Raw genomic sequence first — 25036 nt, forward strand, 5'->3', positions numbered from 1 at the left:
CATTAAAAACCCTTTTTTATTTTGAACAAAATCACAGCAGTTAAACCGTGCATTTCTCTATGATGGCTGAACAAACTAATAAGAGGCCAGATTATGAGCACAACAGATGATTCTTACCTCGTCGCCAAAGACAAAACGGCTGAAATACCGCTGAGAGAAAAATGGTGGCACATACTGGACAATTACAAAGTAGGGATTATTCCATTACCGTTCTTTATTCTGGCCGGCGTACTTATTTTACTGGATTGCCTGGAGGGGAAATTACCGAGCGATATCGTGGTGATGGTCGCCACGCTGGCTTTCTTTGGCTTTGCCTGCGGCGAGTTCGGTAAACGCCTGCCGCTGATCGGCAAAATGGGGGCGGCGGCGATCTGCGCCACCTTTATTCCTTCCGCATTGGTGCATTACGGTCTGCTGCCGGACGTGGTGGTGGAATCGACCACCAAATTCTATAAGTCGACCAATATTCTTTATCTCTATATCTGCTGCATTATCGTCGGCAGCATTATGAGCATGAACCGCCAGGTGTTGATTCAGGGTTTCCTGCGGATCTTCGCGCCCATGTTGTGCGGTGAGATTGTCGGCATGCTGGTGGGGATGGCGGTCGGCATGGCGCTTGGGCTTGAACCCTTCCAGATCTTCTTCTTCCTGATCCTGCCGATCATGGCCGGCGGCGTCGGCGAAGGCGCGATACCGCTGTCGATGGGGTACGCGGCGATCTTGCATATGGAGCAGGGCGTGGCGCTGGGCCGCATTCTGCCGATCGTCATGCTCGGTAGCCTGACCGCCATTATCCTTGCCGGCTTGCTCAACCAACTCGGCAAACGCTATCCGCACCTGACTGGCGAAGGCAGCCTGATGCCAAGCAAACAAGATGACAGCGGTATGTCCGCCGTGGATAAAATCAGCGGCAAGGTAGACGTCAGCACCCTTGCCTGCGGCGCGTTGTTGGCTATTTTGCTGTACATGGTGGGGATGTTGCTGCACCGCATGATTGGCCTGCCCGCACCGGTCGGCATGCTGTTTGCCGCAGTGGCGGTGAAGTTGGCGCATGGCGTGTCGCCACGCATTCAGGAAGGTTCGCAGGTGGTATATAAGTTCTTCCGCACCGCAGTGACCTACCCGATCCTGTTTGCCGTTGGCGTGGCAATTACCCCGTGGCAGGAGTTGGTGAACGCCTTCACCCTTCAGAACCTGGTGGTGATTGTCAGTACCGTCTGCGCGCTGGTGGCGACCGGCTTCTTCGTCGGCAAGAAAATTGGCATGCATCCCATTGATGTGGCGATTGTCTCCTGCTGCCAGAGCGGGCAGGGCGGCACCGGTGATGTCGCTATTCTTACCGCCGGCAACCGCATGTCGCTGATGCCGTTCGCCCAGATTGCCACCCGTATCGGCGGTGCGATTAACGTCTCGCTCTCCCTGCTGGTACTGGCGAAATTTTTCTCATAACAACTAATAAGACCTTAGCATTTCTTTGCCTTTCCCCGCCCCCGCGGGGATTTTTTTGCCCGCTCAGCGGCCAAGGCCGAGCGGGCGGGGATTACCGGCTACGCCGCCTGTTTGACGGTTGCGTCATACCAGGCGAAATAGCGTTCCACACCCTGGCGGCCGGATTCAATCAGCGCGCGCTTTTTGGCTTCGCTGATGGCGAAATCCAGCGTGCCGACGTCAAGGGTGTCTACGTAAACGGTTCGCTTCCAGTCGTCGCTGTCCAGATGCACCTTGGTCTGAATATCCAGCAGGGTGTTGACCACCGCCAGGGTGAAATCGCACAGATTATTGATGGCGGTTTTATTGACCGATTGGCCCGCCGCCTGTGCGATTTCGTTGGCGGAATCCAGACGAATACCCAGGGTTCGGGTATTGATCTGTTGTGTGGTGACATCGATATAGGGCGGCGATGCGGTGAAATCGTAATCGAACATCCGTACCGGATAGTTATCGATTGTGCCGCCATCGATACACAGATCGCCCAGCTGATTGTTTTTAGCGACAAAGGCAAAGGGGAATGACATGGAGATCCGCAATCCATCTGCCACCTTCATGCGCGGCGTTGTTTGGTGGGAATACACCTCGCGCAGCCCGCTGTTTAAATTGGCGCCGATAAAGTAGAGGGATTTAAATCCTTTTGTTTCTTTCAATGCTTCAAATTTTTCAAAAGTAATATCCGCATTTCCGGTATATCGCTTGATAATATTACGCGACCAAGAATAAAAATAATCGCCAGGGGCAATGCCATATTGATTAAACAGGCGATGCGCATCGTAGATAGAGCCAAAAATACCGCCGTTATAATCGAGGAATTTCTTGAAATCCATGTCGGACAGAATTTTTGTGACTTCAGCTGCGCTGCAGCCCAGGCCCACCAGCAGTGCGGCGATGGCACCGGCCGAAGCCCCGGAGGTTTTTTTGATCTGCGGCATAATGCCTTTGGCTTCCAGCAGATCTAAAACGCCGCCATAAGCGATACCTTTTACGCCGCCGCCTTCAAACACCAGATTTTCAAATTGATATTTCATAATAATTCCTTACTCGTTGTTTGGGTGAGTAAAGAAAATAACGGATTCGCGTTTTATTAAATATTGATCGAGGTTGTGTGGTTTCTCAGACAAAAGTATTCAAATTAAATATAATTTTAAAAGTGATATAATTTAAATTTATTTATTGTGCAGGCGAGTCGGCGGTTTTGGGGTAATACTTACCGCTGTCTAATCACAACAAGGAGTCATCATGTTCTGGAAACGCTACCTGTTAGGTGCGGCATTGGCGGTTATGGCGCTGCAGGCTACGGCCGCCGCACCGCAGGTAAAAACGCCTTCACCGGGTTTTTACCGCATCATGCTGGGCAGTTATGAGGTCACTGTTTTGTCTGACGGCGTGATCCGTCTGCCGGTGGATAAACTGCTGCTCAACAGCACGCCGCAACAAATTGCCGCAGGCCTGGCTGAACATCATCAGAGTCTGCCGGTGGTTACCTCGGTCAATGCCTATCTGATCAACACCGGCAGCAAGCTGGTCATGATCGACGCCGGAGCCGGTAAGCTGGTGGGTGACGGTCTGGATCAACTGGTGACTCATCTTCGGGCGGCAGGCTACCAGCCGGAACAGATAGATGAAATTTATCTGACCCATATGCATCCGGATCATTTGGGCGGGCTGACGGAAAATGGCCGCGCGCGTTTCCCTAATGCCTTAGTGCGCGCCTCACAGCAGGATGCCGATTTTTGGCTGAGCGAAAGCCACCTGAAGCAGGCGAAGGCGCAAGAGAAGGCCACTTTTGAAAACGCGATGGCGGCGATCAAGCCCTATCAGGCCGCCGGGCATTTCAAACCCTTCAGCAACGACGGCGAGCTGTCGCCGGGCATTGCCGCGTTTGCCGCTCACGGCCATACGCCAGGTCACAGCGTTTATCAGGTGACCAGCCAGGGTAAAAAACTGTTGTTGATGGGCGATTTGATCCACGTGGCCGCAGTACAGTTTGCCCATCCGCAGGTGGCGATCAGTTTCGACAGTGACGCCAAAGCGGCGGTCGCGCAACGACTGCGGGTGTTTGGCGACAGCGCCCGACAAAGTGAGCTGGTCGGAGCCGCGCATCTGTCGTTCCCTGGGCTGGGTTACCTGAACAAAGAGGGGGAAGGCTACAACTGGGTGCCGTTGGATTACGGCGCTTTATAGCCCTCAGGCCGCCGAACAGGCGGCTTGTTATTGATTGTGTGCGGCAAAAACCTTGCTGAACCAGTCGATAAAGACCCTCACCCGTGGCGACAGTTGACGGTTGCGCGGGTACAGCAGCGAAACCGGCATCGGTGTGGACGGGCATTGCGGCAGCAGCGGCAGCAGGCTGCCGTTGGTCAAATCGTCAAGCAGGTGATAACGCGGTACCTGAATAATGCCCAGCCCCATGCGCGCCGCCGCGACCAGGCTTTCCGCCGCGCTGACCGACACCGTACTGGGCAATGTCACCTGTTGCGGCAGGCCGTTGACGTTAAACTCCAGCGGCATCACCGCGCCGGTAGCCGAGGAGCGGAAACCGACCATGCGGTGCCCCTGAAGTTGATCAATGCTCAACGGCGTACCGAAGCGCCGCAGGTATTCCGGCGCGGCACAGGTGATTTCTTCCAGCTCCCCCAAGCGGCGCGCCGCCATATCGCTGTCTTTCAGCTTGCCGACGCGCACCACGCAGTCGATGCCTTCCCGTACCGGATCCACCAGTCTGTCGCCTTCGCTCATGTAAAATTCGATATCCGGGTACTGCGCCAGAAAATCGGGCAGGCCAGGCAGCAGAAAGTGCCGCGCCAGCGTGCCATGTACGTCGATGCGCAATAGCCCACGCGGCTTGGCACCGGCAAACGCCATCTCGGCATCTTCGATATCCGCCAGAATGATCAGGCAACGCTGATAGTAGGCTTCGCCATCCAGCGTCGGGCTGACATGGCGCGTGGTGCGCTGCAACAGTCGCACCTGCAACCGCGCCTCCAGTTGTTTGATGGCATCGGTCACCGTCGACCGCGGCAGGTTCATATCCTGTGCGGCTTGAGTAAAACTGCGCTGTTCCACCACGCGGGTGAACAGGCGCATGGCATCAATTCTGTCCATCGTCATTGTTCGTTTATTTCGGATAGTGATAACGAATTTTAGGTAATTATTCGCTGATGCGAAAGGTGCATGATCACTCCACGCCGGCAAGCCTGCCGACGCTTACTCGAAGAGGACTGAGAAGATGAACAACAGCAACCCGCAAATCGCCATTGTGACCGGGGCCTCTCGCGGCATTGGCGCCGCCATTGCCGAGCGCCTTGCCGCCGACGGCTTTACCGTAATCGTCAACTATTCGGGCAACCAGGCATTGGCGGATGAGCTGGTGCGTAAAATTGAACAAAACGGCGGCCGCGCGCTGAGCGCCAAAGCCGACGTCAGCGATGCGGCTGCCGTCGCCCAACTGTTTGACCGCGCCGAACAGGCTTTCGGCGGCGTCGATATCCTGGTGAATAACGCCGGAGTGATTGCTCTGGCGCCTGTGGCGGAAATGAGCGACGCCGACGCCGATCGCCTGATCGACATCAACCTGAAAGGCACCTTCAACACACTGCGCGAAGCGGCAAAGCGTTTGCGTGACAATGGGCGCATCATTAACTTTTCATCCAGCGTGGTGGGGTTATTGCAGCCGGGTTACGGCATGTATGCCGCCAGCAAAGCCGCCGTCGAAGCGCTGACCAGCGTATTGGCGAAAGAGCTGCGCGGCCGCAACATTACCGTCAATGCGATTGCGCCTGGGCCGACCGCCACCAGCCTGTTCCTGGATGGCAAAACTCCGGATCTGATCGAGCGTCTGGCGCAGATGGCACCGCTGGAACGCCTGGGCCAACCGCAGGATATCGCCGCAGCGGTATCCTTCCTGGCCGGTGCCGACGGCAGTTGGGTCAACGGTCAAACCCTGCGCGCCAACGGCGGCATCATCTGATCCTGCGCAAAGTTCGCGGTTTCCCGTTGCCGGATCGGGTATCCTGTGGCGGGCAAATTTAGGAGGCGTTTTATGGCGGGTAACAATAACTCAGGGGACGACGGCGTTCGCTCGCCCTGCATCGCCCTTTGTCGGATCGATGCCGATAAGCAGTGGTGTCGGGGTTGTTGGCGCACGCTGGATGAAATCGCCGCCTGGCCAACCGCCAGCGACGAGGAGAAACGCGCCATCTGGCAACGCCTCCGGCTGCGCGCAGAGATGAATAAATAGACAAGGCTATTGAGTAACCCCTATTGATGTAGCACAATTGAGCTACATTCGCTCTGTCAGCGCTGAGGTTTATGACTATGCCAACCACCACCATTCGTCTACCTGAAGAACTTAAAGCTCGAGTCGCGGCCGTGGCTGAGCAAGCCGGTGTGACCTCGCATAACTTTATTCTGCAGGCGATTGCAGAGAAAACTCAGCGCGAAGAATTGCGTAGCGATTTTGAAGATGAAGCGGAAAAACGTTACGCCAGGATTATCGCTACCGGTGAGACCCTCTCTTGGAAGGAGATGCGTGGTTATCTGGAAAACTATGTGGCGGGGGATATTGCGGCCATCAAACCTTCGGTTAAAAAGTTGGGACGCGGATGACAAAAGTCGAGCTGGCGCCAGAGATCAGGGATGATATTGAGCGTATTCTCGTCCATTTGGCCTATTACGAGGTTGCAGATGCCGGACTGCGAATTCAGGAAATTATCCAGGCGATTGCGGTACTGGAACATAATCCGTTAATTGGCAGGGCGCTGAGTGCAGGAAAGCGCGAGTTGATCATAGGTCAGCAAAGCAGAGGATATTTGGCCCTCTACAAATACATTCCTGATATTGATACTGCATTTGTTCTGGCGATCCATAGCCAGAAAGAACTGGGCTATGAATAGCGAGATACCGGCCCTCGCAGGCCGATATCGCGATAACCCCCTCAGAAATCCCAGTCTTCATCCTCGGTATTGACCGCTTTGCCAATCACGTAAGACGAACCTGAGCCGGAGAAGAAATCGTGGTTCTCATCGGCGTTTGGCGACAGCGCCGAGAGAATGGCCGGGTTGACCTCCGCCATCGCCGGTGGAAACAGCGCTTCATAGCCCAGGTTCATCAGCGCCTTGTTGGCGTTGTAGTGCAGGAAGGTTTTCACGTCTTCCGTCCAGCCCACGCCGTCATACAGCTCCTCGGTATAGCGCACCTCGTTGTCGTACAGATCCTGCAGCAAATCGAAGGCGAAATTTTTCACCTGCTGGCGGCGCGTGGCGTCAACTTTCTCCAGCCCTTTCTGGAATTTATAGCCGATGTAATAACCGTGCACCGCTTCGTCGCGAATGATCAGGCGGATCAAATCGGCGGTGTTGGTCAGTTTGGCGCGGCTCGACCAGTACATCGGCAGATAAAAGCCCGAATAGAACAGGAAGGATTCCAGAAACACGCTGGCGACCTTCTTCAGCAGCGGATCGTCGCTGCGGTAGTGGGCCAGAATGATGTGGGCTTTTTTTTGCAGCGCGCGGTTCTCCTCGCTCCAGCGGTAAGCATCGTCCACGTCCGGCGTTTGGCACAGGGTGGAGAAAATCGAACTGTAAGAGCGGGCGTGCACCGCCTCCATAAAGCCGATGTTCGAATAGACCGCCTCTTCGTGCGGCGTCAAAGCATCGGCGATCAGTGCCGGCGCGCCGACGGTATTCTGAATAGTGTCCAGCAGCGTCAGCCCGGTGAACACGCGGATGGTCAGCTGTTGTTCTTTCGGCGTCAGCGTGGCCCAGGAAGGGATGTCGTTAGACAGCGGCACCTTCTCCGGCAGCCAGAAGTTGGAGGTCAGACGGTTCCAGACTTCCAGATCCTTATCGTCTTCGATGCTATTCCAGTTGATGGCGCGCACCAGCGGCGCCGGTTTAACGATAGTCATAAGTTGCCTCACAGCGCACAGGACACGCAGCCCTGCACCTCGGTGCCTTCCAGCGCCATCTGGCGCAGGCGGATGTAGTAAATGGTTTTGATACCCTGGCGCCAGGCGTAAATCTGCGCCCGGTTGATATCGCGGGTGGTGGCGGTATCGCGGAAGAACAGCGTCAGCGACAGCCCCTGATCGACGTGCTGGCCGGCGGCGGCGTAGGTGTCGATAATCTTTTCCGGGCCAATGTCATAGGCATCCTGGTAATACTCCAGGTTGTCGTTGGTCATATAGGGTGCCGGATAGTACACGCGGCCAATTTTTCCCTCTTTGCGGATCTCGATGCGCGACACGATCGGGTGAATGCTGGAGGTCGAATTGTTGATGTAGGAAATAGATCCGGTCGGCGGCACCGCCTGCAGATTTTGGTTATACAACCCGTGCATCATCACCGACTGGCGCAGCGCCAGCCACTCTTCACGGCCTGGGATGGCGATATTGGCATCGGCGAACAGCGTGCGAACCCGTTCGGTCCGCGGCAGCCATTCCCGTTCGGTATATTTGGTGAAGTAGTCGCCGGAAGCGTAGGTGGAATGCTCGAAGCCTTCGAACGCGCTGCCGCGCTCGATCGCTAACCGGTTGGAGGCACGAATGGCGTGGTAAGCCACGGTATAGAAATAGATATTGGTGAAGTCGATGCCTTCTTCCGAGCCGTAGAAGATACGTTCACGCGCCAGATAGCCGTGCAGGTTCATCTGGCCCAGGCCAATGGCGTGCGAGCTGCGGTTGCCTTCGGCGATCGACGGCACCGAGCGAATATCGCTCATGTCGGCCACGGCGGTCAGCGCGCGAATGGCGGTGTCGACCGCTTTGCCGAAGTCCGGTGAATCCATGGTTTTGGCGATGTTCAGCGAACCGAGGTTGCAGGAAATGTCCTTGCCCACCCGATCGTAGCTCAGGTCATCGTGATAAGTGCTGGCGCGGTTGACCTGCAAAATCTCCGAACACAGGTTGCTCATGTTGATGCGCCCGGCGATCGGGTTCTCGCGGTTGACCGTATCTTCGAACATCATGTACGGGTAGCCGGATTCAAACTGGATCTCCGCCAGCACCTGGAAGAACTCGCGTGCATTGATGCGCGATTTGCGGATGCGCTTGTCATCCACCATTTCGCGGTACTTCTCGCTGACGCTGATTTCCGAGAACGGCACGCCGTACACCTGCTCGACGTCGTAAGGCGAGAACAGGTACATCTCTTCGTTATTTTTGGCCAGCTCGAAGGTGATATCCGGGATCACTACCCCCAGCGACAGCGTCTTGATGCGGATTTTCTCGTCGGCGTTTTCGCGCTTGGTATCGAGGAAACGCAGGATGTCGGGGTGGTGCGCATTGAGATACACCGCGCCGGCTCCCTGACGCGCACCCAACTGGTTGGCGTAGGAAAAGGCGTCCTCGAGCATTTTCATGATCGGGATGACGCCGGAAGACTGGTTTTCAATGCGCTTGATAGGGGCGCCCACTTCGCGAATGTTGGTCAGCAGAAACGCCACGCCGCCGCCGCGTTTCGACAATTGCAGCGCGGAATTCACCGCCCGACCGATCGACTCCATATTGTCTTCGATGCGCAACAGGAAGCAGGAAACCAGCTCGCCACGCTGCTGTTTGCCGCAGTTGAGGAAGGTTGGCGTCGCCGGCTGGAAACGGCCGGAAATCATCTCTTCCACCAGATCCTGCGCAAGCCGGGTATCCCCCGCTGCCAGCGTCAACGCCACCATGCATACGCGGTCTTCGTAACGTTCCAGATAACGTTTGCCGTCGAAGGTTTTCAGCGTATAGCTGGTGTAGTATTTGAAGGCGCCGAGGAAGGTCTCGAAGCGGAATTTTTTGGCGTAGGCCTGCTGAAACAGCTGTTTGATAAAGCTGAAGTCGTACTGCGCCAGCACCGCCTGCTCGTAATAACCTTCCTCCACCAGATAGCGCAGCTTCTCTTCCAGATTGTGAAAGAACACGGTGTTCTGATTCACGTGCTGCAGGAAATAGTGCCGCGCCGCCAGCCGATCCTTATCGAACTGGATACGGCCTTCGGCATCATAAAGATTGAGCATCGCGTTGAGCGAATGGTAATCCAGCGCGCCGGAGGCGGGCCTGGTCAGTTCTGTCGTTGCCAAAATGCGGTTACTCCCTGTCGAACGTTTGCAACGTCTTGCGTGGTGCCGAGCAGCTCAAAGCGGTAAAGAAAAGGCACCTGACATTTCTTGGCGATGATGTCGCCGGCAATGCCGTACGCTGCGCCGAAGTTGGTATTCCCGGCGGCGATAACGCCGCGCAGGTATGAGCGATTCTGCGGATCGTTGAGAAAGCGGATCACCTGGATCGGCACGGCCCCCACGGCGCTGCCGCCGCCATAACTGGGCACAATCAGGATATAGGGTTCTTCCATCAGCAATTTGCTGCGGGCGCCGGCGATGGGAATGCGCATCGCCGGCAAGCCCAGTTTTTCAACGAACCTGTGGGTGTTCTCCGAACTGCTGGAGAAATAAACCAACGGGTGCATGGCGGGCCTCAGGACGCGAGGGCGTGGGCCAGGGCGCCAATCTTGTCGGGGCGGAAACCTGACCAGTGATCGTCACCGGCGATAATCACCGGAACCTGCTGATAACCCAGAGATTTAACATGGTTAAGCGCCTGTTGATCCTGAGTGAGGTCGATCACCTGATAGTCAATGCCTTGTCGATCAAAGGCGCGATAGGTGGCGTTGCACTGGACACAGTCCGGTTTACTGTAAATAATAATGCTCATGATTCGCATTTACCTTTTAAGGTGAAGGAAAGGCGGACAGGTCAGATAACGGAGCATTGAACGGCGTTTCTGACGGCGTTACCCAGCGACAAATCATACCGACACCGGATAAGCTGAATACTATATGTTGATATTTTATTTATCAACCACGCTATATATGGTGTTTTGATGGTTTTTTTCGCTAAGGCCGCAGTGGGGCTGGATCTGGGGGCGTGAAATTTATTTCGAGGGGCTTTCGGTAGGAGAGAACCCTCTCGCAAGGAGAGGGGACGTGCAGTCTGGTTACTGACGCATGCTGACGGCCAGGCGGTTAAAGGCGTTCATGATGCTGATGGCAAAAGTCAGATCGGCAATTTCTGCGTCGCTGAAGTGCGCCTGCAACGCTTCAAATGCGCTATCCGGTGCGCCGGTGGCGGCGATCAGGGTCACGGACTCCGCCCACTCCAGCGCCGCGCGTTCGCGCGCGCTGAATGCATTGCTGACGCGCCAGCCCGCCAGTTGGTCCAGTTTGTCGTTACTGATGCCGCTTTCGCGTAGCGCCTTGCCGTGCATCTCCAGGCAGAAGGCACAGCCGTTGATTTGGGAGACTCGCATAAACATCAGCTCGATAGTCGCCTTGTCCAGTGCGCCTTTCTCCAGCGCCATCAGCGCGCTTACCAGGCCTTTGTAAGGGGCGGCAGAGAGTTCGGCGTATTTCAATCGTTGCTTAATCATGGTCAACCTCGTTTAGCGGATAGCAAAATCATGGGGGCTACTTTAGCGGCGACATGGACTATGCTATAGGGCCATAAAATGATTATTTAACCGGGCCATGATGCGCCAATTTCTTTCCTCCCTGCGGCTGGATAACCAGCTTGCCGAGCCGCTGTACCGGCAGATTTATCTGCGGATTAAAGACGCCATTGCGCAGGGGGCGCTGACGGCGGGCAGCCGGTTGCCTTCGGTGCGTGGATTGGCGAGCGATCTGGGCGTAGCGCGCGCCACCGTAGAAAACGCCTATGCTCAGTTGATTGCCGAAGGTTTTTTGCAGAGCCGGGGGCAGGCGGGCACCTATGTTTCACCGCAGTTGCCTAACTTGCCGATACGCGCCGCGCCGGTGGCGGAACCCTTGCCGGCGGTGGCGCCGAACTCGCTGCATCCGAACGGAATGATGCCGCCGTTTCAACTGGGGCTACCGGCGCTGGACGCCTTTCCGCGTGCGCTGTGGCAGCGGATCGTCGCCCGCGAGCTGCGCACCGGTACTACGGCTTCGCTGGCGCATCCACCCACCAATGGCCTGCCGGAACTGCGTGCGGCCATCGTCAATTATTTGCATCTTTCTCGGGGCATCAGCTGCCGGCCGGAGCAGGTCTTCGTGTGCGCCGGTTATCAGGCGTTGCTGGATCGGGTTATCGGCACCTTGTTAACGCCGGGTGATGACGTGTGGCTGGAGGATCCGGGGTATCCGGTGACGCTGCCGCTGTTTCGCGCAGCCGGCATGCGGCCAGTGGCGGTGCCGGTCGACGATCAAGGGATGAATATCGCCGCCGGTATTGCCGCCGCGCCAGGCGCACGCATGGCGGTGTTGACGCCGACGCATCAAAGCCCGCTGGGCGTGTCGCTCAGCCTGGCCAGGCGTGTGGCGCTGTTGGAATGGGCGCAGCAGCGCGCGGCGTGGATCCTTGAAGATGACTATGACAGTGAGGTCCGCTATCACGGCCGGCCGTTGCCGCCGCTGAAAAGCCTCGATCGCCAGGGACGGGTGCTGTACGCCGGCACCTTCAGCAAAACCCTGTTTCCTGCGTTGCGGATGGCTTATTTGGTGGTGCCTGCCGAACTGGTGGAGGCCTTTGGCCACAGCAGCCGGCTGCGGGGTTGCGGTTGCCCGCCGTTGATGCAAGCCGGTGTGGCGAACTTTATCAATCAGGGGCATTTTTACCGCCATTTGAAGCGAATGCGGCCTATCTACCGTCAGCGGCGTGAATGGCTGGCGCAGGCGATCGAGCAACAGTTGAGCGAGCATCTTGCGGTGGCATCGCAGGCGGGCGGCATTCAGTTGTTGGCTCGCCTGACGGCGGCGTCGGGGCAGGATAAGCGTCTGGCGCAGCGTGGCTGGGAGGACGGGCTGTCGCTGCAGGCGTTGTCGGATTGGCAGATAACTCACCCTTCAGGAGAAGGCCTGTTAATGGGCTTTGCCAACTTCACGCAACGGACGGATGCGGAACGGGCGGTGGCCAGACTGGCCAGGTTATTCAACGGCGGAAATTAAACGGCCCACGGTTTCCCGTGGGCCAGACGCACATCTGTTTTATCTTTATGACTGCAAGGGGTGTTAACGCCGGGCCAGCAGAACGCCGAGGACGATGCCAACAGCGGCCCCGATCCCTACGCCCTGCCAAGGTTTGTCACGTACATAGCTGTCGGCTTGATCGACGGCGTCGCGTGCGTGTTGTGTCAGACTGTTGGAACCATTGAAGCGGGCACGGGCATCGCGTAATACGCCTTTTGCCTTGCTGTGCAGCTCTTTCAGCTCTTCTTTGGTCTTGTCACCGGATTCGCGTAGCACCTCATCCAGCGTGTCTGCCAGAAGGGTGACGTCCTGATCGATGTCGCGTTCTACTTTTTCAGATTTCCTAAACATTCGACTCTCCGTTTCGACACATGTCTATTAAGTGTAGACCATGTTTCAAACTGTGTTGGCGATCACGGAAAAAACCGCGGTTATGCTTTGTTTTCGTGACCGTTGGCCGCGTGATAACAGCTATCAACAACCGGCGGCAATAAAGTCGCCGTTGGCGCTGATCGGGATGACGGAGCTGAATAGCAGCAGAGCAAACAACACCAGCAGAACGCCGCCGACAATCATTGCCAACTGCGACGCCTGCGCCAGTCGTTTGCCCGTGAGGTTGCCGTTGGCGGCAATAAACTTTTCCCGTGCGTAATGAACGAGGGTTGCGAGGATCATGATCGACAACGCAGTCCCGAGCGCCATGCTCATGGCGGAAATCACTCCCCAGGTGAACATGCCGACAGCATTGGCAAAGACCAGGATCAGGATTGCGCCGCTGCACGGACGGATGCCTATCGAGAGGACAAGCCACAGCGCATTACGCCAGTCTCCGGTCATTTCCGCAGCCCCGGGCAGGTGCCGGTGGCCGCAGGCGCAATCGTCGGTATGGCCCTGGTACTCTGCCGTCGTTGCCGGTTTTAGGCTGTTGATTATCAGCGGTTTACGCCGTTGCAGGCCGATGGCGCGCAGGATCACCACCAGTCCAAAAGCGGCGATAAATAGGGCGCTGCCTTTCTCCAGCCAGTAGCGGCTCAGGCTGAGGTCACCCATTGACAGGTTCAGCGATACCGCCAACACCAATACGAACAGGATTGCCACAACGCCCTGCAGCAGGCTGCCGAACAGAGTGATCAGGCGGCTGGCGTTCAGCTGTCGACGGTGGGTTGCCAAATAGGTGGTAATCACGAATTTACCGTGGCCGGGGCCGACGGAATGCAGGAAACCGTAAATAAAGCTGCCCAGCGCCAGCATCACGCCGCCGCTGTACTGGTGATTGCGTTGCTGCAACAGATACAGCACCAGATAGCGATGCAGGTAGATCTGGGCATTGATACAGTATTGGACGAACTCCGCCCAGTGACGAGCAAACAAAGAGATCACTGCCAGCAGCACCAGCGTGCCGGCACCCAGACCGGCAAATTTTGCCGGCGTAATGTTCATCGATGTCGTTTTCATGGCAGGTTCTGCCTATAGAGAAGAGGAGCGTACCTACGCTCAGCATATACCTGTGTACGTTGTTCACAAGCCTTGTACATTTGGTTACGCGGCGAAACCAATCACTCACGGAAGCGGCCCATCGATTCCTCTAGTATCTGTTTCAACGGCCCAACAGGGCTTACCGAAAAAACACTCTGAGGATTTAAAGATGAAAAAAGTATTAGCCCTGATCGTTGCTGCTACCATGGGTCTGTCTTCTGTTGCTTTCGCTGCTGATACTGCAGCTGCTGCTCCAGCAACTACCACTCCGGCTGCAACCACCACCACTACTACCGCTGCGCCGGCCGCTGCTGCTGCTGAGAAAGCACCAGCTAAAGCAACGCATCACAAGAAAGCGAAGCACCACAAAAAAGCCCCAGCTCAGAAAGCTCAGGCCGCTAAAAAGCACCACAAAAAAGCCGCTGTTCAGAAAGCCCAGGCTGCCAAAAAGCACCACAAAGCCACCAAGCAAGCGCCAGCTCAGAAAGCCCAGGCTGCTAAAAAACACCACAAAGCGCCAGTGCAGAAAGCCCAGGCCGCTAAAAAACACCACAAAGCGCCAGTACAGAAAGCTCAGGCCGCTAAAAAACACCACAAAGCTGCCAAAAAAGCCGCTACTCCAGCCGCTTAATTGAGTGAAAAATGCGGGGCCTGAAGGCGCCGCATGATCCAGACAGTATTCAGACACCCGGTCCGCCGGGTGTTTTCTTTGAGGGCTATCTCATGATGATCAATCGCTATCTGTTTGAAGTGATTTTCAGCGCCGTCACCCTGTGCGGGCTGATCGTCGCCTGGGAACTGTTTCTGGCCGACGGTTTCCTGTGATTATTGTGCGAGGGGGGTCTCATGCAGATGCCGCCAGCCCAGGCCACTTTGGGTCTGTTCAAATACGACCGTTGAGTTACGCAGCGTGGTTGCCTGTCCGGGCAGCGTTTGCCTTTCGCGATAACTGACTACCGCCCCCGTCGGCCATTCGGCCACCAACGTCATTTCTTCTATTGTGATTTCCAGGCCCGGTTTAGCAGCGCGATGCGCGCGGAAAAACGCGCACAATGCGGTGAAGTCCAACCTGCCGCCGTTTAGCGCAATCATGCTGAAGGCCGGATCAAAACGCGCCAGCAACGCTTGCTCGTCACCCGCTCCTTTTTCCAGCCAGTTTTCAATAGCGGCGTGAGCGTCGATCACTTCGGTAAAATATCGGTTCATGAGGTTTCCTGTTGAGCGTTGAGACGGCGCACGATGGCGCGATTAGCGATGCGCAGACACAGCAGCAGCGGGATCAGCGTGCTGGCGGCGGCAAGGTAAAAACAGCTTCGATAAGCGACAATTGGCGGAAAATGTTCAAGCAGCAGATTGAGCAACAGGCTGAGCAGCGCGACGCCCAGGCAAAAACTGAGTTGGCGATTGATATTCCACAGCGCGCTGGCGTCCGCCAACTGCTCATCGGCGATATGCAGGAAAGCGCTGCTTTGTGCGGTGCTGCTGCACAGGCTGCCGCCAAAGCCCATCAGGGCAAAGGCGCTAATTTGCCATCCATGATCCCCGGCGTGGGCAATCTGCGACAGCGCCAGAATACCCAGCCCCTGCAACAGGCAGCCGGCAATAAATAGCGGCCGTGGGCCAAAGAGGTTGAATTTCCTGCCGGTCAGCGTGATGGCAAGGAATGAGGCCAGCGACCAGGGCAGCATCAGGCCGCCGACCTGCGCGGCGCGCATGCCCAGCTGATTTTGCAAATACAGCATGGCGACCAGGCTAACGCCGATGAACAGGCCGGGAATGCACTGATAAATCATCATCGAGGTACGCAGCAGCGGATCCTGTACCAGCCGCAGATTTAACAGCGGCTGGGCGATGCGCAGGCTGCGCCGCAGGTAATGAGCCAGCACCAGCGCGCCACCGGCCAGTAACAGCAAGCCCTGCAACAGGTTGTCGGCCTCCCCCAATCGAGTCAGGCCAAGCAGGATCAGCGTCAGGGCGGCGCAGGCGCTGAGCAGCCCCTGGACGTCGAGCGGTTTGCGCTGCGGATCTGGGGCCTGGGCGCGCAGCCAAAGTGCGGCCAGCAGCAGCGCCAGGGCCGCCAGCGGCAGGTTGGCGAAAAATACCCAGCGCCAGTCGAGCCTATCGACAATCAGTCCGCCCAGCGCCGGTGACAGCGCGGGAGCCAGCAGGCCGACCAGCATAATGGCGGCGGAAAGCCCGGCGCGTTCATGGCTGCGATACAGCTGATAAGTCAGCGTCTGGCCGATGGGGATCAGCAGCCCACCGCCCATGCCCTGTATAACCCGCCAGCCAACCAACTCGCCGATTGAACCGGCATAGCCCGCCGCTGCGGTCGCCAGCATGAACAGCGTCAGCGACAGCAAAAATACCCGCCGCCCGCCAATGCGCTGCGCCAGCCAGGCGCTGAGCGGGATCACCAGCGTCAGGCCGAGGATATAGCCGTTGCTGACCCAGGCCAGTTCGCCGACCGAGGCATGCAGCGCATGGCCGATGGACGGATAGGCGACGTTGGCGATAAACATGTTGATCAGATCGACGAAAAATCCGAGCAGATAGACGATTGCGACTTTGATGCGATAGGGCATGGAGCCTCCGGTTGAAGGCTGGCAGTGTAGCGGTGACGAAAGTGCGGATAAATCGGCTGAGGGCGATTACACTGTCAAAAATATTTTGACAATAAAGGGCGGCAGCATGCTTAACCTGCAACGGTTGGCTATTTTCGTGGCGGTGGTGGACGCCGGGAGTTTTACCGCTGCGGCGGTGACGCTCGGGCAAACCAAGGCGGTGGTGAGTTTCAATGTCAAACAGTTGGAGAGCGAACTGGGCGTGTCGCTGCTGGTGCGCAGCACCCGGCGGCTGGCGCTGACCGATGCCGGCGAGCGATTTTATCAGCGTTGTTTGCGGCTGTTGCAGGATGCGGAAAACGTGCTTGACGATGTACGCCGCGATCACCACGGATTGAGCGGCGTATTGCGCATCACCACCACACCGGAATACGGCGCTCAGGTGGTGGTACCGGCGCTGGCGGCATTTTCACGGTTGCATCCGCGTTTGCGCATTCAGCACGTTTCTTCCTCTTACCATGCTGATTTGATTTCGGAACGGTTCGACGTGGCTATTCGGCTGGGGCAACTGGCGGACTCCAGCCACCGTGCCGCGCTAATCGACAGCTTTGCCATTTTGCCGGTCGCGGCGCCGGATTATCTGGCCCGCCACCCGGTCGGCTCGTTGACGCAACTGGCGCAGGCGCAGTGGATCGCCCACAGCCGCCTCAGCTCACCGCTGAGCTGGCAGGTGATCACCCCGCAGCGGCAGGCGGTGCTGTTCAAGGTTGAAGACGCCGCCACGCTGATGGGCGACAGCGCCGCCGCGCTGCTGGCGTTTGCCCTGCATGGCGCCGGGGTAGCGCTGTTGCCCGAATGGCTGGTACGACCGGCCATCGCCGAAGGCAAGCTGTGCGCGCTGTTGGCGGACCACCAGTTTCCCGCGCAGAGCATCTATGCGTTGTACCCAAATACTCGCCACGTACCGGAAAAGGTGCGGGCGTTTATTGATTTCCTGCGTGAGCGGGTAGCCACGGGCGGATAAACGCCAGGATAGCCGCCAACGTTTGCCGGTGTACCGCTTCGCGCTGTTCGCCGGAAGCGGCGCACAGCATTTCACCGTCGCCTTCTTCCTCCAGTATTTGTCGCCCGTTGGGCCGGCAAAGCGGCAGAAAATCAAAATGATTGCCGCCGGTCAGCTTGAGCGCGCGGATCGGTTGCCGCCCGGCGTACGTGGCCAGCGCCGCGCCGCCAAGGCTTTGTTGCCGGTTGCCTGGCAAATAGCGTTGCGGCTCGACGATCAGCAGCGGCGCGCCGAGCCGATGCAGGCTGGTTGGCAGCAGATAGGGCGCCATACCGGGATCGAGGGCGACGGCAAAGCGGATGCGCGGGTCCCGGTAGTCGGCGTCAAACTGCCCGGCGGGGAGTTGGGCCAGTTCTACCTTTGCCTGAGTATAGAACTGGCAGTCAGGTGACTTAGGGCGTTGTCGACAACCGGCGATAAAATCGGCCAACCTGATCCTGCCGCCGAGGGCGGCAATGGCGCTGTAGCCGCCCTTGGAGTGGCCGATAACGCCGATCGCCTGACGATTGATTGACTGGCGCCAGCGGGGATCGTCGGTCATGGCGTCAATCAATGCGGAAATATCGCCGGTCTGTAGCCACAGTTGGGCGGAAAGCGCAGGAATTGAGTTGCCGGTGGTGCTGCCTGGATGATTGGCCGCTACCACCAGGGCACCCTGCTGTACCAGCGCTGCCGCCAGCCACGCCTGGCTCGCATTATTGCCGCCGCTGCCGTGGCTGATCACGATCAACGGGAAACGGCCCTTTGCCACCGGTGCATCCGGCTGGCTTTCGATGCCCGTAAACACCGGGTTTTCCCCGACCCACTGCGGTGCGCCGGTGGCTGAGGTCGGGTAATAAATACGGCTCGCCAACTGGCGTGTACCGGCCTGAAATACCTCATCGTGTGTAGCGACCCGGTAAGTGGCGGCGTTAGCCATTCCACACAGCAGCAACCACACAAACAGCGCTCTTTTCATTTTTACTCCTCAAGGTGTATGTCAATCCGCAGAAGGCTGGCATTTGCCGCTTAATCCGGCGACCTCGATCGCGATCCGGGTCGTTAAATAATTGTTTTGACAGGTTTAAGGTCCTACACTGCAGATCCCGAATGAAGACAACAAGATGTCGCCGATGCCGCTTATTCCTGTCACTTTTCTGTTTGGCCTGCTGTGTCTGGGGCTGCTGTACCGCCTTGGCCGGCCGCAGGCGCGGCGCTGGGTGTTTCAGCTGTTGTTGCTGTTATGCGCCTGGCAGAGCCTGCTGGTGGGGCTGCGTTACGGCTATGGACTGACGCAGTTCAACGGGCTGCAACCCTTCGGTGCGGTGGCGATACCGCCGCTGACCTATCTGGCATTTCTTGTCAGCACTCAGGGCAGGCTGAGGTGGCGTGAGCTATGGCACCTGACGCCGTTATGCCTGACGCTGCTGGCAAGCCTCTTGGCTCCGTTCTGGCTGGATATATTGATCGTCGCCACCGATCTCGGCTACGGCGCTGCCCTGTTGTACGCGCTGCGACGCGGCGAAAACGCGTTGCAACAGGTGCCGCTGGCGGAAAGCTGGCTCAGCTATCGGCTGTGGCGCGGGTTGGGGATGTTGCTGGTGGCGATAGCGGCGGCAGAAGGGGTGATTGTGCTCGATTTCGCTTATTTCGAGGGACGGCATGCCGCGATGCTGGCGACCTTCGACAACCTGCTGGTGGCGTTGAGCATTTGTTTGGTGCTGTCCCGCAGTCGACCTTCGGAAACCCCGACGGAAAGAGTGCCTGAGCCGCCTGACAGCGTCACGGAAGACGAAGAGCGGCTGGCGGAGTGGTTCGGTCTGGTGCAACACCGGCTGCGGCAGGATGATCTTTATCTGGAGCCTGAGCTGAATCTGGCCCGGCTGGCGCGCAAGGCAGGCTTACCGGCGCGGCGCGTTTCCCAGGCCATCAACCGGCATACGGGGATGAATGTGTCGCAGTATGTGAACCAACTGCGTATTCGCCAGGCAGCGCAGTGGCTGCTGGACGGCGACGATCCGGTGACGGATATCATGCAAAGGGCCGGGTTTACCACCAAATCGAATTTTAACCGTGAGTTTCTGCGTATCCAGGGCGTCAGCCCGAGCGAATGGCGCAGGCAGCAAAAGGTTAGTTAAATAATAATTCGTTATAACTCTCATATTTATGATCGGATCGCGCCGGGGTATGCTGAACGCTGTTGCTTACCCCGTTTTGATGCGAGCCCCCTCGATGACCGCAGTCAGCGCCAAAGAAAATACCTTCCAGCTTAACCGGCGGATCTTGTCCGTGGTGATGTTTACCTTCGTCTGCTACCTGACCATAGGTTTGCCGCTGGCGGTATTGCCGGGGTTTGTGCATAACCACCTCGGGTATAACTCGGTGCTGGCCGGGTTAATCATCAGCGCGCAGTACTTCGCAACGTTGTTCAGCCGGCCGCATGCCGGGCGTTATGCCGATCAACTCGGGCCGAAAAAGGTGGTGTTGTTCGGGTTGGCCTGTTGCGGCGTGAGCGGGGCGTTTTACGCCGTCGCCTTTTGGTGCGACGACCTGCCGCTGCTGAGCCTGATCCTGCTGTGCGTCGGCCGGGTGTTTCTCGGCGTCGGCGAAAGCTTTGCCAGCACCGGTTCCACGCTGTGGGGCATAGGTCGGGTGGGGCCGATGCACACCGCCCGGGTGATTTCGTGGAATGGGGTGGCCACCTACGGCGCTATGGCAGCCGGCGCGCCGCTCGGCGTTTATCTCAATCAGCTTTGGGGACTGGCCGGGGTGGCGGCGCTGATCGTGTTGGCGGTGGCGGTTTCGCTGTGGCTGGCGGGCGGTAAACCGAACGTGACGATCTCCGCCGGCAAGCGCCTTGCCTTCAGCGCGGTGTTTGGCCGCATCTGGACCTACGGTCTGGGGTTGGCGCTGGGCACCGTGGGCTTTGGCGTGATCGCCACTTTTATTACCCTCTACTATGCTGATAAGGGCTGGAGCGGGGCGGCGTTCTCGCTGACGCTGTTCAGCTGCGCCTTTGTCGGAATCCGGCTGATCTTCAGCCACACCATTAACCGTCACGGTGGTTTGAAGGTTACGCTGGCGTCATTCCTGATTGAAATTGCGGGGCTGTTGCTCATTTGGCTGGCCAATGATCCGCTGATGGTGCAGGCCGGGGCGTTGCTGGCCGGTGCCGGTTTCTCGCTGGTATTTCCGGCGCTGGGGGTGGAGGCGGTGAAGCAGGTGCCGCAGCAGAATCAGGGCACCGCGCTTGGCACTTACTCGGCGTTTCTCGATTTGGCGCTGGGGATCACCGGGCCGCTGGCCGGTTTGCTGATGAGCCGGATGGGCGTACCGTCGATCTACCTGGCGGCAGCCTTGATGGTATTCCTGGGAGCCTTGCTGACGCTGCGATTGTTGTTGCAGAACCGAGCAAATACCTAGTTAAGGATTATTCCTAAACCCACATCCATACCGAGAAATTTATTGTTTCATCTCATGATTACGGTAAGGTCGCTCAGCGGTCCAGAACGAGAGGAGAAATCGATGTATTTACGGCCGGATGAAGTGGCTAGAGTGTTGGAGAATACCGGCTTTGAACGTGATTATATCACCGATCAAGCCTATGGTTACCGCAAGGGTGAGCACTACGTGTATGTGAATCGCGAAGCGCGTATGGGCAGAACGGCGCTGGTTATCCACCCTGCGCTGAAAGAGAAAAGCGTGCATTTCGCCACGCCGACCTCGCCGATTCGCACCAGCGAGCAGTACCTTGAATTTCCCCTGGATTTAAGCGGCGATGCCCCGAGTGCGCGTTATGGCATTCCCCACGGCTTTAGCTCGCGTGATGCGCTTTCGCGCTATCTCTACAGCATGTTCCTGTAATCTATCCCCCGCCAGCGGGGGAGTATCTCACCCGTTGGCGATCGCCTCGCGGTTAAAGCGCTCATTGTAGGCGCGGCGAAACTGCGCCAGTTCGAAGGCGTCAATATCCAGATCGGCAAAGTAAAACAGCGCGGCCTCGGTGTGCTCGGCATGCAGTTCCGGCGACAGCCCGGCGCGCAGCAGCGTTTCACGCCACAGGGCGATTTGCTCGTCGCTCGCCTGCTTGATAAAGGTCAGATAGATAAACAGCAGATAAGCCGCCTGGTGCATCTCTTCGGTGTAACCGTTGTTCAGCATGCGGATAAAGGTCTGGCTGTTGCGGCTGCCCATTTCCTGAATCATCGATTCAATCAGCATCGGTTTAACTTTCAGCAGGTGGGCCAGCGAGTCGATAGCTTTGCGGGTGTCTGAAGTCAGAATGCGGTAACCAATAATAAATACAACGATCAGGGCTGCGATGATGATCCAGGTCATTTATGATTTATTACACTCTCAGAGCGCCAGTATTTGGCAGGAGGCGCTGTGCTACAGCGCCCGGGGTCAACGCTGTTCGCCGCTGAAGTTGTCGGCTGCCCGCTGTTGATTGTGCAGGTGATGGTTGAAGGTGGCGGCGTCTTTGGCCAACGCATCCAGATGTGCGCCCAGCATTTTGATTTGCTTCACCAGCGCGTGCTGTTCCGGCACCGAGTTGGCGGTGCTCAGTTTGCGCACCAACTGCGCATTTTGCATATGTAGCGCCGCTTCGCGTTGTTTGGACTCTTCCAATAACTGTTGCAGAGCCTGATAGCTTTGCTGCCATTCACGGTGCTGCTTTTCGAAGCTGGCCTGCAACTCGCTCATCGCATTTTGAAACTGGATTTCCAGCTCGCGCATTCTCATGGTCTCTTCCTTTGCGGCACTCAATAATGGTTTGCAGTATAACGAAAACTGCACAGAACCTCACTCGTTGACGACGATTGCAGATAATTCTCGCAGCTTTACCGGGGGGCATCTCTTGCGCAGCATGGCATGTCAAAGAGGGGAGAGTCAGGAAAACGGCCGGCAGCGTTGCCACCGGCCGTTGTCAGAAGAGCGTTACTTATTAAAGAATTTATAGTCCAGCGAATAACGCCCGGCACCGGTGACCGCCAACAGCAGCAGCCCGCCGATAATACTGATGTTTTTGAAGAAGTTTATTTCATTGCCCATCATTTCCATCCCGGTCATTTTCCAGAATGGATGGCCGATAAAAGCGGTGCCGAGCACATAAACGGCGAAAATAACCGCAATAGGGCGGGTAAATATGCCGAGAATAAGCGCAATGCCGAAAACAAACTCAACCACCACGGCGATAATCGCCGCCAAATACGGCATCGGGGTACCGTAACCCTCCATTGCGCTCACCGTTGCGCCAAAGCTGGTCAGCTTCATCCAGCCAAAAATGATAAACAGGACCATCAACAATATTCGGGATAGCAGAATAACACCGTCTTTTGAGCCGTCACCCATTTTGAACTCCTCAGCCACTGCGGAATTATGTTGTGTTGCTGTTTAAATAATAGACTAACCTTAGGTTATTTCTAGCGGTGGCAAGCCATTACGCATTTAAATATCAGGAGAAGGGCTGTGGATCTTAACATTCTGGAAGATGAGAAACGTTTCTATATAAACGATAAGCAGGGTAAGACGATCGCCGAGATATCTTTTGTGCCGAGCGGAGATAAATTAACCATTATCGATCACACCTGGGTGGATGAGGTATTGAAAGGCCAGGGTGTGGGGAAAAAGCTGGTGGCGCGGGTGGTGGCGAAAATGCGTGCGGAAAACCGTAAAATCATTCCGTTGTGCCCGTTCGCCAAACACGAATTCGACACCACGCCGGGCTATCAGGACATTCGCGCCTGAAAGTTTAGCGGGGCGCAGCAGCGCCCCGATCGTTCAGCATACGCCGAAATCGCCGTCTTCGTGATAGAGCGCCACATCGCTGGCCTGGACTTCCGCACGCTGCTCGGTACCCAGTTCGTTCCAACTGCAGACCAGCGTGTCACCATCAATGGCCACCACGATCATCTTTGGGCCGCCGGTAGTGCGCTGTACAAAATCGCCGACAGTAAATGCCATTGTTTTCTCTCCGGTTCAAAGGGGGTAAAGCTTAAGTATAGTCGGCTGTTGGCGGGCTTTGCGCAAGAAGGCGCAGCGCTACGAGTGGAATGAAACCTTGGGGGGAGGCGGCCTCCCCAAGCGTGGATGTGTTAAGGATGTACTGCGAAAGGGAATAATCAGGCGGGTTTATGGGCAGCCAGGATAAAGATCATCGGGCGTTCTTTTTCTTCATCGAGCGCCGGGTTCTCCGCGATTTGCTGTGCCGAAGGGCCCCATTCATTCAAATAGGTGATGACGAATCCCTTTTGCACCAGCAGGTTGATATAGCTGCCGAGCATGCGGTGTTGCTTGATGACGCCTTCCGCCAGCCAATTGGAGGTTCGCTGCCCTTCCTGCTGATAGCCGTTGACCGGCCAGGATTTTTGCCCGTGTTGATCGACCAGCCAGCCCTGATGCTGCGGCGCAGTATAAATCGGGTGCTCTGCGGTGAAGATAAACTGCCCACCCGCCGCCAGCGCCTGATAAACCGTGGCGAACAGCCGGGCCAGATCTTCGATATAGTGCAGCGTCAATGAACTGTAGGCCAGATCGCAGGAGGCAGGCGGCAGTTGAAGCTGCTCCAGATCCTGCCGGCGGTATTCAATGCCGGCGTCGTGCGTCATCTCCCGCGCTTTGTTCAGCATTTTCTCGGAGAGGTCCATGCCAAGTACGCTCGCGGCGCCCTGCTCGCGTGCGCTGCGGCAGAACCAACCGTAGCCGCAGCCGAGATCGACCACCTTCTTGCCGTGCAAATCCGGCAATATGCTGCGGATAGCCGGCCATTCCGGCGCGCCGTCCAGCCCGTTTACCGAGCGACTGAGCTGGGCATAACCGTCGAAGAAGGCCTGATTGTCATAAATATTTTGCGTCATAACGGCTCCTGTTTGGGAAAAACACTGCCGAATCTTTGGGCAGTGTCGCCATGTTATCCGCACATCCGGCTGATTTCTATAATAAACACCGTGCTAACCCCTTTCGCTTGCCGCATAATTTTAAGCCGGTTTAAGCAGGGAAAATAACCACAGGAACGGATATGAACATGATTTCGGTGCGTCAATCACCTGAGTTTGCGCAACAAGCGATTCGCTATTTCCAGCAACACTGGGCTTCACCAGACACCCTGATGATGTATGAGGATGCCATCACCCGCTGCATTGGCGCAGCCAATCCGCTGCCGCAGTGGTATTTGCTGATGGATAACCACGATATCCTGGGTTGTGCAGGGTTGATTACCAATGATTTTATCAGCCGCGGCGAGTTGTATCCCTGGCTGTGTGCGCTGTATGTGGAAGAAGCGCACCGTGGGCGCGGTTACGGTGCGTTGCTGATTAATCATGTGGCGGAAGAGGCCCGCAAATTTGGCTTCCCGCAACTGCATCTGTGTACCGATCTTGAGGGCTACTACGAAAAACAGGGTTTTGCTTTTAACGGATTGGGCTATCACCCTTGGGGCGAGGCTTCACGGGTGTATACGCGGGCGCTGTAAAGACCGCCGCAGCCAGGCCGTCAACGTCAAA

31 protein-coding genes are annotated in these 25036 nt (G+C 57.0%); 14 read left to right on the forward strand and 17 right to left on the reverse strand.

All coding sequences use genetic code 11. The annotated features are described in order from the left end of the window. The first annotated feature begins 93 nt into the window (after nt 1-93). Nucleotides 94-1449 (forward strand): 2-hydroxycarboxylate transporter family protein, encoded by a 1356-nt coding sequence (locus tag ACUTQW_RS24295; RefSeq protein ID WP_004953759.1) that lies wholly within the window; start codon nt 94-96, stop codon nt 1447-1449. A gap of 98 nt (nt 1450-1547) precedes the next feature. Here ACUTQW_RS24295 and ACUTQW_RS24300 read toward each other — a convergent pair whose 3' ends face one another. Then, nucleotides 1548-2519: a patatin-like phospholipase family protein gene (locus ACUTQW_RS24300; protein ID WP_020439666.1), complete on the reverse strand. Its 972-nt coding sequence runs from the start codon at nt 2517-2519 to the stop codon at nt 1548-1550. A gap of 211 nt (nt 2520-2730) precedes the next feature. Here ACUTQW_RS24300 and ACUTQW_RS24305 point away from each other — a divergent pair, with 211 nt between their 5' ends. After that, the gene (locus ACUTQW_RS24305) at nt 2731-3675 is read left to right on the forward strand and encodes an MBL fold metallo-hydrolase (protein ID WP_020439665.1); all 945 of its coding nucleotides are present in this window, start codon (nt 2731-2733) and stop codon (nt 3673-3675) included. A 27-nt stretch (nt 3676-3702) separates the two neighbouring features. On the opposite strand, the gene ACUTQW_RS24310 is transcribed toward ACUTQW_RS24305, so the two are convergent. Continuing rightward, nucleotides 3703-4596: a LysR family transcriptional regulator gene (locus tag ACUTQW_RS24310; RefSeq protein WP_020439664.1), complete on the reverse strand. Its 894-nt coding sequence runs from the start codon at nt 4594-4596 to the stop codon at nt 3703-3705. 124 nt (nt 4597-4720) lie between these two features. Here ACUTQW_RS24310 and ACUTQW_RS24315 point away from each other — a divergent pair, with 124 nt between their 5' ends. From ACUTQW_RS24315 to ACUTQW_RS24330, 4 genes are all read left to right on the forward strand, one after another. Next, nucleotides 4721-5461 carry an SDR family oxidoreductase gene (locus ACUTQW_RS24315; protein WP_006327455.1) on the forward strand — a complete coding sequence of 247 codons (741 nt, stop codon included), beginning with the start codon at nt 4721-4723 and terminating at the stop codon, nt 5459-5461. 72 nt (nt 5462-5533) lie between these two features. Beyond that, nucleotides 5534-5731: a DUF1289 domain-containing protein gene (locus tag ACUTQW_RS24320; RefSeq protein ID WP_445654996.1), complete on the forward strand. Its 198-nt coding sequence runs from the start codon at nt 5534-5536 to the stop codon at nt 5729-5731. A gap of 77 nt (nt 5732-5808) precedes the next feature. Then, nucleotides 5809-6099: a ribbon-helix-helix protein, CopG family gene (locus tag ACUTQW_RS24325; protein ID WP_062791798.1), complete on the forward strand. Its 291-nt coding sequence runs from the start codon at nt 5809-5811 to the stop codon at nt 6097-6099. After that, nucleotides 6096-6386, forward strand: coding sequence for a type II toxin-antitoxin system RelE/ParE family toxin (locus ACUTQW_RS24330; RefSeq protein ID WP_062791797.1), 291 nt, complete (start codon nt 6096-6098; stop codon nt 6384-6386). The genes ACUTQW_RS24325 and ACUTQW_RS24330 overlap by 4 nt, the downstream gene beginning before the upstream one ends. Before the next feature lie 41 nt (nt 6387-6427). On the opposite strand, the gene nrdF is transcribed toward ACUTQW_RS24330, so the two are convergent. The 5 genes from nrdF to ACUTQW_RS24355 all read right to left on the reverse strand — a co-directional run bounded on the left by nrdF (nt 6428) and on the right by ACUTQW_RS24355 (nt 10897). Next, nucleotides 6428-7399 (reverse strand): class 1b ribonucleoside-diphosphate reductase subunit beta, encoded by a 972-nt coding sequence (gene nrdF, locus ACUTQW_RS24335; protein ID WP_020439663.1) that lies wholly within the window; start codon nt 7397-7399, stop codon nt 6428-6430. 8 nt (nt 7400-7407) lie between these two features. Further along, nucleotides 7408-9552: a class 1b ribonucleoside-diphosphate reductase subunit alpha gene (nrdE, locus tag ACUTQW_RS24340; RefSeq protein WP_020439662.1), complete on the reverse strand. Its 2145-nt coding sequence runs from the start codon at nt 9550-9552 to the stop codon at nt 7408-7410. Beyond that, on the reverse strand, nt 9534-9938 hold the full coding sequence (gene nrdI / locus ACUTQW_RS24345) for a class Ib ribonucleoside-diphosphate reductase assembly flavoprotein NrdI (RefSeq protein ID WP_004953744.1): 405 nt from the start codon (nt 9936-9938) through the stop codon (nt 9534-9536). Before nrdI ends, nrdE begins: the two co-directional genes overlap by 19 nt. 8 nt (nt 9939-9946) lie before the next feature. Next, the gene (gene nrdH, locus ACUTQW_RS24350; RefSeq protein WP_006327451.1) at nt 9947-10183 is read right to left on the reverse strand and encodes a glutaredoxin-like protein NrdH; all 237 of its coding nucleotides are present in this window, start codon (nt 10181-10183) and stop codon (nt 9947-9949) included. Nucleotides 10184-10465: 282 nt separating this feature from the next. Continuing rightward, a complete protein-coding gene (locus ACUTQW_RS24355; RefSeq protein WP_004953740.1) occupies nt 10466-10897 on the reverse strand; it encodes a carboxymuconolactone decarboxylase family protein in 432 nt (143 codons plus the stop codon). Between the two features lie 97 nt (nt 10898-10994). On the opposite strand from ACUTQW_RS24355, the gene pdxR reads away from it, so the two are divergent. Next, nucleotides 10995-12431, forward strand: coding sequence for a MocR-like pyridoxine biosynthesis transcription factor PdxR (gene pdxR, locus ACUTQW_RS24360; RefSeq protein WP_006327449.1), 1437 nt, complete (start codon nt 10995-10997; stop codon nt 12429-12431). A 63-nt stretch (nt 12432-12494) separates the two neighbouring features. Here the strand turns inward: pdxR and ACUTQW_RS24365 are convergent, their stop codons facing one another. Both ACUTQW_RS24365 and ACUTQW_RS24370 read right to left on the reverse strand, forming a co-directional pair. After that, nucleotides 12495-12803: a DUF883 family protein gene (locus ACUTQW_RS24365; protein WP_004953729.1), complete on the reverse strand. Its 309-nt coding sequence runs from the start codon at nt 12801-12803 to the stop codon at nt 12495-12497. A 123-nt stretch (nt 12804-12926) separates the two neighbouring features. After that, nucleotides 12927-13907, reverse strand: a complete 981-nt coding sequence (locus ACUTQW_RS24370) for a nickel/cobalt transporter (protein ID WP_198640642.1) — start codon at nt 13905-13907, stop codon at nt 12927-12929. A 190-nt stretch (nt 13908-14097) separates the two neighbouring features. Between ACUTQW_RS24370 and asr the strand changes: the two genes are divergently transcribed. Beyond that, the gene (asr, locus tag ACUTQW_RS24375) at nt 14098-14559 is read left to right on the forward strand and encodes an acid resistance repetitive basic protein Asr (protein ID WP_071990173.1); all 462 of its coding nucleotides are present in this window, start codon (nt 14098-14100) and stop codon (nt 14557-14559) included. A 194-nt stretch (nt 14560-14753) separates the two neighbouring features. On the opposite strand, the gene ACUTQW_RS24380 is transcribed toward asr, so the two are convergent. Next, the gene (locus ACUTQW_RS24380; protein ID WP_006327445.1) at nt 14754-15134 is read right to left on the reverse strand and encodes a DUF4440 domain-containing protein; all 381 of its coding nucleotides are present in this window, start codon (nt 15132-15134) and stop codon (nt 14754-14756) included. Beyond that, entirely contained in the window at nt 15131-16513 is a 1383-nt protein-coding gene (locus ACUTQW_RS24385) for an MFS transporter (RefSeq protein ID WP_198640641.1), read from the reverse strand. Before ACUTQW_RS24385 ends, ACUTQW_RS24380 begins: the two co-directional genes overlap by 4 nt. A 106-nt stretch (nt 16514-16619) precedes the next feature. Between ACUTQW_RS24385 and ACUTQW_RS24390 the strand changes: the two genes are divergently transcribed. Next, nucleotides 16620-17516 (forward strand): LysR family transcriptional regulator, encoded by an 897-nt coding sequence (locus ACUTQW_RS24390; RefSeq protein ID WP_004953712.1) that lies wholly within the window; start codon nt 16620-16622, stop codon nt 17514-17516. On the opposite strand, the gene ACUTQW_RS24395 is transcribed toward ACUTQW_RS24390, so the two are convergent. Continuing rightward, nucleotides 17476-18513, reverse strand: coding sequence for an alpha/beta hydrolase family protein (locus ACUTQW_RS24395; RefSeq protein WP_006327442.1), 1038 nt, complete (start codon nt 18511-18513; stop codon nt 17476-17478). The two genes, ACUTQW_RS24390 and ACUTQW_RS24395, sit on opposite strands and share 41 nt — an antisense overlap. 145 nt (nt 18514-18658) lie before the next feature. Here ACUTQW_RS24395 and ACUTQW_RS24400 point away from each other — a divergent pair, with 145 nt between their 5' ends. The 3 genes from ACUTQW_RS24400 to ACUTQW_RS24410 all read left to right on the forward strand — a co-directional run bounded on the left by ACUTQW_RS24400 (nt 18659) and on the right by ACUTQW_RS24410 (nt 21398). After that, nucleotides 18659-19672, forward strand: coding sequence for a helix-turn-helix domain-containing protein (locus tag ACUTQW_RS24400; RefSeq protein WP_064799120.1), 1014 nt, complete (start codon nt 18659-18661; stop codon nt 19670-19672). Between the two features lie 94 nt (nt 19673-19766). After that, nucleotides 19767-20957: an MFS transporter gene (locus ACUTQW_RS24405; protein ID WP_020439655.1), complete on the forward strand. Its 1191-nt coding sequence runs from the start codon at nt 19767-19769 to the stop codon at nt 20955-20957. A 102-nt stretch (nt 20958-21059) separates the two neighbouring features. Further along, nucleotides 21060-21398 (forward strand): DUF2002 family protein, encoded by a 339-nt coding sequence (locus ACUTQW_RS24410; RefSeq protein ID WP_006327427.1) that lies wholly within the window; start codon nt 21060-21062, stop codon nt 21396-21398. 27 nt (nt 21399-21425) lie between these two features. Here the strand turns inward: ACUTQW_RS24410 and ACUTQW_RS24415 are convergent, their stop codons facing one another. The 3 genes from ACUTQW_RS24415 to ACUTQW_RS24425 all read right to left on the reverse strand — a co-directional run bounded on the left by ACUTQW_RS24415 (nt 21426) and on the right by ACUTQW_RS24425 (nt 22886). Next, nucleotides 21426-21872, reverse strand: a complete 447-nt coding sequence (locus ACUTQW_RS24415; protein WP_004953697.1) for a DUF1198 family protein — start codon at nt 21870-21872, stop codon at nt 21426-21428. A gap of 66 nt (nt 21873-21938) precedes the next feature. Beyond that, complete coding sequence (locus tag ACUTQW_RS24420; RefSeq protein WP_004953692.1) at nt 21939-22277, reverse strand: MbeD/MobD family mobilization/exclusion protein; 339 nt, start codon at nt 22275-22277, stop codon at nt 21939-21941. A gap of 195 nt (nt 22278-22472) precedes the next feature. Then, a complete protein-coding gene (locus ACUTQW_RS24425; RefSeq protein WP_004953687.1) occupies nt 22473-22886 on the reverse strand; it encodes a DoxX family protein in 414 nt (137 codons plus the stop codon). A gap of 117 nt (nt 22887-23003) precedes the next feature. Here ACUTQW_RS24425 and ACUTQW_RS24430 point away from each other — a divergent pair, with 117 nt between their 5' ends. After that, complete coding sequence (locus ACUTQW_RS24430) at nt 23004-23282, forward strand: GNAT family N-acetyltransferase (RefSeq protein WP_006327417.1); 279 nt, start codon at nt 23004-23006, stop codon at nt 23280-23282. Nucleotides 23283-23315: 33 nt separating this feature from the next. Here ACUTQW_RS24430 and ACUTQW_RS24435 read toward each other — a convergent pair whose 3' ends face one another. Continuing rightward, complete coding sequence (locus tag ACUTQW_RS24435; RefSeq protein WP_006327415.1) at nt 23316-23498, reverse strand: hypothetical protein; 183 nt, start codon at nt 23496-23498, stop codon at nt 23316-23318. A 158-nt stretch (nt 23499-23656) separates the two neighbouring features. Further along, entirely contained in the window at nt 23657-24391 is a 735-nt protein-coding gene (locus ACUTQW_RS24440) for a class I SAM-dependent DNA methyltransferase (RefSeq protein ID WP_064799713.1), read from the reverse strand. 161 nt (nt 24392-24552) lie between these two features. On the opposite strand from ACUTQW_RS24440, the gene ACUTQW_RS24445 reads away from it, so the two are divergent. After that, complete coding sequence (locus ACUTQW_RS24445; RefSeq protein ID WP_064799117.1) at nt 24553-25005, forward strand: GNAT family N-acetyltransferase; 453 nt, start codon at nt 24553-24555, stop codon at nt 25003-25005. The last annotated feature ends 31 nt before the right edge of the window (nt 25006-25036 follow it).

This window comes from Serratia sp. TSA_7, from assembly GCF_052692135.1.